Below are 6,043 nucleotides of genomic sequence, written 5' to 3' on the forward strand. Positions count from 1 at the left end.
TACTTTTGCATAAATCCTGTAACAGTTAACAGTTAACAGTTAACAAATAGCTAATTGCAAAACTTTTCTACACACCTTACAAACATTTCTACTCCCATACCTAAAGCAGTTTCATCAAAGTCAAAGCGGGGATGATGGTGAGGATAAGCTAAATTTTTATCTGGGTTTGCCGAACCCAAAAAGAAATAGCAACCAGGTACAGCTTGCAGAAAAAATGACATATCCTCGCCACCCATAGTTTGACATTCTGGTACTACTCCCGCTGGTGTTTCTACAACAGATTCGGCTACCCTTCGTACCAAGTCAGCTATTGTTGGATCGTTAATTACTGGTGGATATAGAGAGTAATAATTCAGTTTATAACTCGCTCCGTGACTTTGGCAAATTCCTGAAATTATCTGTTCTACTCGTCTATCAAAAAATCTTGTTTCTTGATATTTTGGATTAAAATATCGCACCGTACCGCTGAGTTGTGCTGTATCAGCAATGACATTATGTGCGTTACCAGCATGAAATTCACCAACTGTTACTACTGCCGAGTCAATTGGATCGACATTCCGGGATACAATAGCTTGCAAAGCATTGACAATTTGAGAGGCGACGACAATTGAATCAACGGTTTGATGTGGCATTGCGCCGTGTCCACCTTTGCCAAAAATTGTACATTCAAAAATTTCTACGGCGGCCATTAATGCGCCACTGCGAACGCCTAATGTACCTAAAGGAAGATTGTTCCATAGGTGCAAACCAATAATTGCATCAACATCAGGATTCTTTAAAACTCCCGCTTCAATCATTGGTTTTGCGCCTCCTGGCCCTTCTTCGGCTGGCTGGAATATAATCTTAACTGTACCCTTAAAATCTTCTAAATGATTGGCAAGATAGTAGGCAGTACCAAGGGCAATTGCGGTGTGGCCATCGTGACCGCAAGCGTGCATAATTCCGTCGTGTTGAGAACGATAGCATACTTCGTTTTCTTCTTGGATTGGCAAAGCGTCTATATCGGCGCGAATTGCTAAAACTGGCCCTGGTTTACCACTGTCAATAGTTGCGACAATTCCGGTTTTAGCGATGCCTGTTTGATGTTTTATTCCCCATTTTTGCAACTTTTGGGAGATGAATTCAGCAGTTAATTGTTCTGTGAAACCAAGTTCAGGACGTTGGTGCAGTTGTCGTCGCCATTCTACTAACTGAGGTTGTAAGGCTCGAATTTCAAATCGTAGTTGCGATGCTTCAACAGAATTTAAGCTAGGAAAAGTTGAAACCATTTTTTATTACCCTTAAAAAACATTGGATTAAACTATTTAAATTTTGAAGTAGAAAGTGCCTTGACTATCGGCATCAACCGCTCTAAATCTAATTCTGAAGCCGCTTGAGCTAATTTAGCAAGGTCTGTGGGGTCATTAAGGTGGGGCAAAATCCCCAATACGGGAATCTGAGTTAAAGACTCAATCAAATCAATTGGTGTCCAATCGGCTATTTCTTGGTCTGAGCAAGGCTTGACACAATTGAGGACAATACCTTTGAGCTTAACACCAGTTAGTGTCGCGAGGGCAGTATTCGCTACGGCTTGCGCGATCGCACCTAATCTGACAGGAACAACTAAAACCGCGCTCATCCGCCAATCTCTTGCTAAATCGGCCACCGTTAATTCGTGAGTCACAGGGGAACCCAATCCTCCCAAAGCCTCAACTAACACAAAATCTCGCCGCTCCTGCAAGCTTAATAGGGCCTTCCACACGAGTTCTAATTCTACACGCCTACCTTCTCGTTCAGCCGCGATCGGTGGTGCTAACGGCGCACTAAAGTGCAACGGGTTAAGTTCCTGCGGGGATTGGTCAAGGGAAAATAAACGGGTATAGAGTTCGCGATCGCCAGTTCCAGTCTGCAAAAGCTTCAAAATTCCTAAACTGCGATGGCTTCCGTTGGCTTCGCGATCGCAGCAATACATCTGCCAATAAGCCGCCAGAGCACAAGTCAACACAGTCTTCCCTGCATCGGTATCAGTTCCAGTAATAAGTAATGTACTCATAAGTAATTGGTAATTGGTAATAGCTAATTGGTAATTGGTAATTGGTAATTGGTAAGCTTTTATATCATGTCCGGTTAAATACTTGTCATTGCGAGCCAAGCGAAGCAATCGCAACAGCTTGTGATTGCTTCGCTTCCCGCCACGCTTCGCTCGCGGCTTCGGCTTTTCGCAATGACAGATCATAAATCAAAAATCGAATCCTATAGAGACGGTGATGGTTCGGCGGAATTCTCCGGTTGAGCTGGAATGTTACCCGAAGTTGGCTCAGGAATCACAGATGGTTCAGGAGTTGGAATCGGAGATGGCTCAGGAGTTGGAATCGGAGATGGCTCAGGAGTTGGAATCGGAGATGGCTCAGGAGTCGGAATCACAGATGGCTCAGGAGTTGGAATCGGAGATGGCTCAGGAATCGGAGATGGCTCAGGAGTCGGAGATGGCTTAGGAGTCGGAGATGGCTTAGGAGTTGGAGTTGGAGATGGCTTAGGTGTTGGTTCTGGTGTTGGTTCTAGAGTTGGTTCTGGTGTTGGTTCTGGAGTTGGTTCTAGAGTTGGTTCTAGAGTTGGTTCTAGAGTTGGTTCTAGAGTTGGTTCTGGTGTTGGTTCTAGAGTTGGTTCTAGAGTTGGTTCTGGTGTTGGTTCTAGAGTTGGTTCTGGTGTTGGTTCAGATTTAGGAGTAGGAGTAGGAGTAGGAGTAGGAGTAGGAGTCGTAGTCGGAGTCGTAGTCGGAGTCGGAGTCGGACTGACAAATATCGAAGGTTTCGGTGATGGCCTCTCCCCTTGACCGTTCAGAAATGAACTCACCAAAGCCCAAGAACCAAATCCAGTCAAGATCGCTAATACTGCACCCAGCGCCGTCGCAGCCATTGAGTTATCCCAAAAAGAATCAGTGGAGGGTGCGATCGCAGGATCGGGTTTATGCTGTTGACCAGGAGTGGTATTGACAGGATCGGGCTTGCGCCCTACCGCCACCGTTGCTACTTGGGAAACATTAGACCTCACCGGGGTAGGGATAGTAGGAGGAGTTTGGGGTTGAAAATTAGGATTAGCCTGTCCATCTAGAGCTTGAACAACTTCGCTTACAGACTGAAAGCGATCGCCAGGTTGACGGCTCAACATCCGATTTAACACATAAGCAAAACCTAAACTCACCTGCGTCCACCGTTGCCAATTCCAGGTCAGCGTATTTTCCTCCAGCAGTTCTTGCGGCTCCCTCCCCGTCAGCAAAACGATCGCACTCACCGCCAAAGCATATAAATCGCTACTCGGAGTCGCCCGTCCCGTTTGCATTTGCTCCATAGGCGCATAGCCAATTTTCCCCACACTTGTTGCTGGCGCAGCCGGATCGTTCCCTTGTACCCTCGTAGCTAACTCCTTCACCACCCCAAAATCAATCAAAACTGGGAGTTGGTCGCTATTTCGCAAAATAATATTGTCCAGCGCAATATCTCGGTGGATAATCCCCTTAGCGTGAATGTGAGCCAGCACCGGCAGCATTTGCCGCAGAAACACCAGCACCTCCGCTTCCGAGAAAATCTTCCCACTTGCCTTGCGCTCTTGCAGCAGTCTGTGATATGTCTTTCCCTCAACATAATCCTGCACCAAAAACAAGCGCTGATTCTCCTCAAAATTTGCCCGAAACTGAGGAATCTGCGGGTGCTGAATTTGGTAAAGTACCGCCGCCTCCCTTTGAAACAGTTCTTTCGATTTCTCTATGGCATGAGTACCGCTTTGAATGGGAATAAATTCCTTAAGGGCGCAGCGTTCTTGAAAACGCCCTCGATCTTCTGCTAAATAGGTACGGCCGAACCCCCCTTGACCCAAAATACTGAGCAAGTGGTAGCGGTTTTGTAGAGTAGTTCCAGTGGGAATAGGCGGTTGCATAATTTTCAGTAGACACAAAAAACTGATAAGTAGAAGGAAGAAGGAAGACAGAAAGATTTAGTTATCTAGAAGGGCGAAAGCCATAAAGACTTAAGTTCCCTAGCATACTTCACACTCACTGATGTTCAGTCCAGATAGAAGCACTCTTAACTCCCCAACTGACAACTCAACACTTATAACTTCCTAGCCATTTAGCTTCGCTTTCACCATCTCTTGAATTTTCTTGCCATCGGCCTTGCCTTTAAGCTGCTGCATCGCAGCACCCATCACTTTGCCCATATCCTTCGCCGATGTAGCAGCCACAGAGACAATAATCTCATCAAGTACGGCGCTCACCTCAGCGTCAGACATTTGTGCGGGTAAATACTCTTCAATAATGGCAAGTTCCGCCGCCTCTTGCTCGGCCAAATCCTGGCGACCAGCTTTGTTGTACTGCTCAATCGAGTCCCGTCGTTGCTTTGCTATTTGTACCAAAACCTCCATTTCTTGGCTTTCCGTCAGCGCCTCTGGGCGGGCGCTAACTTCTTTTTCCAGCAAAACTTTCTTAATACTGCGGACTGTTTCCAGGCGCACTTTCTCCTTGGACTTCATCGCGGTTTTGATATCCGTGTCAATACGTTCTCTTAAAGTCATTGGCTTCTCCAGGTGTGAATGCAGGTATCAAAAATCTAGGATCTTTACAAGATCCTAGATTTTAAAATATTCTTTAATTTTATTCTCTCTCGATCTGTTGCATCATTACATCTACGTAAATTCACTTAATCCCACCTAAATCTTGGGTCTGCATCTGAAATAAACTCCTAAAAATAATACGTAATATTTTGAGTTGAAGATGGTAGGATTAGCTTAAAAAGAATGTCCTGCGAGGGGCCCTGCCGTGATCCGTTCTGCTACTTTACCGCTTACGCTTTCTGAGCCTCAGATCCCCGATCACAACCGGCTGCGGCTATTTTCTGGCTCTGCTAATACTCCTCTTGCTCAAGAAGTAGCTCGCTACTTGGGTATAGACTTAGGGCCAATGGTACGCAAAAGGTTTGCCGATGGGGAACTTTACATCCAAATTCAGGAATCGATTCGGGGATGTGATGTTTATTTGATCCAGCCAACTTGCCAGCCGGTGAACGATCACCTGATGGAGTTGTTGATCATGATTGATGCCTGTCGCCGTGCTTCTGCTCGACAAATTACAGCCGTTATTCCCTATTATGGCTATGCTAGGGCCGATCGCAAAACGGCTGGTCGGGAGTCGATTACTGCCAAGCTGGTTGCTAATTTGATTACTGAGGCGGGGGCTAATCGCATTCTGGCGATGGATTTGCACTCGGCTCAAATTCAAGGATATTTTGATATTCCTTTCGATCATGTTTATGGTTCGCCTGTGATTCTAGATTATTTGGCGAGTAAGCAATTGCCTGACATTGTGGTGGTTTCGCCGGATGTGGGCGGGGTTGCTAGGGCGAGGGCTTTTGCGAAAAAGCTCAATGACGCACCTCTGGCAATTATCGACAAGCGCCGCCAAGCGCACAATGTGGCGGAAGTGATGAATGTAATCGGAGATGTGAAGGGCAAAACTGCGGTGTTGGTGGATGACATGATTGACACCGGGGGGACGATTACGGAAGGAGCTCAGTTGTTGCGTCGGGAAGGGGCTAGACAGGTTTATGCCTGTGCGACTCATGCGGTGTTTTCGCCGCCGGCGATTGAGCGTTTGTCAAGCGGTGTGCTGGAGGAGGTAATTGTGACTAATACGATTCCCCTGGCTGCGGATAAGCACTTTCCGCAGTTGACTGTGCTCACGGTTGCTAATTTGCTTGGTGAGGCGATTTGGCGAATTCACGAAGATAGTTCGGTTAGTAGTATGTTCCGTTGAAGTTGCTGTTGCGATCGTTCGTTACCTGAACCCCCCTTAAAAAGGGGGGCTTTTGTTGTTTGGGGGTGCGATCGCTCTTTTATGCTATCGTCTGCGATGGGTTGGTTGCAGTAGCCAAAATACCTAGATTTACGTAGTATTGAATTAACGAATTGTGGGTATTGGGTGAAGATCAGTGAGTTGTTTTAGCGGAATTAAGTTATAATAAACTTGCGCTTGGTCAATGCGAGTTATTAAGGCTCAAGTAACTTGAGTGTTACT

General features: G+C 46.2%; 5 protein-coding genes. 1 reads left to right on the forward strand and 4 read right to left on the reverse strand.

Annotation, left to right across the window (positions count from 1 at the left end; all coding sequences use genetic code 11):
- Positions 1–50: 50 nt before the first annotated feature.
- From PY364_RS07410 to PY364_RS07425, 4 genes are all read right to left on the reverse strand, one after another.
- Positions 51–1,268, reverse strand: coding sequence for a M20 family metallopeptidase (locus PY364_RS07410; protein ID WP_275521598.1), 1,218 nt, complete (start codon positions 1,266–1,268; stop codon positions 51–53).
- A gap of 32 nt (positions 1,269–1,300) precedes the next feature.
- A complete protein-coding gene (gene bioD / locus PY364_RS07415) occupies positions 1,301–2,032 on the reverse strand; it encodes a dethiobiotin synthase (RefSeq protein WP_275521600.1) in 732 nt (243 codons plus the stop codon).
- Between the two features lie 200 nt (positions 2,033–2,232).
- On the reverse strand, positions 2,233–3,912 hold the full coding sequence (locus tag PY364_RS07420; RefSeq protein WP_275521602.1) for a serine/threonine-protein kinase: 1,680 nt from the start codon (positions 3,910–3,912) through the stop codon (positions 2,233–2,235).
- Positions 3,913–4,095: 183 nt separating this feature from the next.
- Positions 4,096–4,545 carry a GatB/YqeY domain-containing protein gene (locus PY364_RS07425; RefSeq protein WP_275521604.1) on the reverse strand — a complete coding sequence of 150 codons (450 nt, stop codon included), beginning with the start codon at positions 4,543–4,545 and terminating at the stop codon, positions 4,096–4,098.
- 247 nt (positions 4,546–4,792) lie between these two features.
- On the opposite strand from PY364_RS07425, the gene PY364_RS07430 reads away from it, so the two are divergent.
- Complete coding sequence (locus tag PY364_RS07430; protein ID WP_343277561.1) at positions 4,793–5,782, forward strand: ribose-phosphate pyrophosphokinase; 990 nt, start codon at positions 4,793–4,795, stop codon at positions 5,780–5,782.
- Positions 5,783–6,043 lie beyond the last annotated feature (261 nt).

It is taken from the genome of Kamptonema sp. UHCC 0994 (assembly GCF_029167235.1).
Taxonomy (GTDB): Bacteria; Cyanobacteriota; Cyanobacteriia; order Cyanobacteriales; family Microcoleaceae; genus Kamptonema.

What these genes read in the sequence shown, in the direction of transcription:
- PY364_RS07410 (WP_275521598.1), bottom strand. Translation starts at nt 1,268, where the DNA reads ATGGTTTCAACTTTTCCTAGCTTAAATTCTGTTGAAGCATCGCAACTA.
- bioD (WP_275521600.1), bottom strand. Translation starts at nt 2,032, where the DNA reads ATGAGTACATTACTTATTACTGGAACTGATACCGATGCAGGGAAGACT.
- PY364_RS07420 (WP_275521602.1), bottom strand. Translation starts at nt 3,912, where the DNA reads ATGCAACCGCCTATTCCCACTGGAACTACTCTACAAAACCGCTACCAC.
- PY364_RS07425 (WP_275521604.1), bottom strand. Translation starts at nt 4,545, where the DNA reads ATGACTTTAAGAGAACGTATTGACACGGATATCAAAACCGCGATGAAG.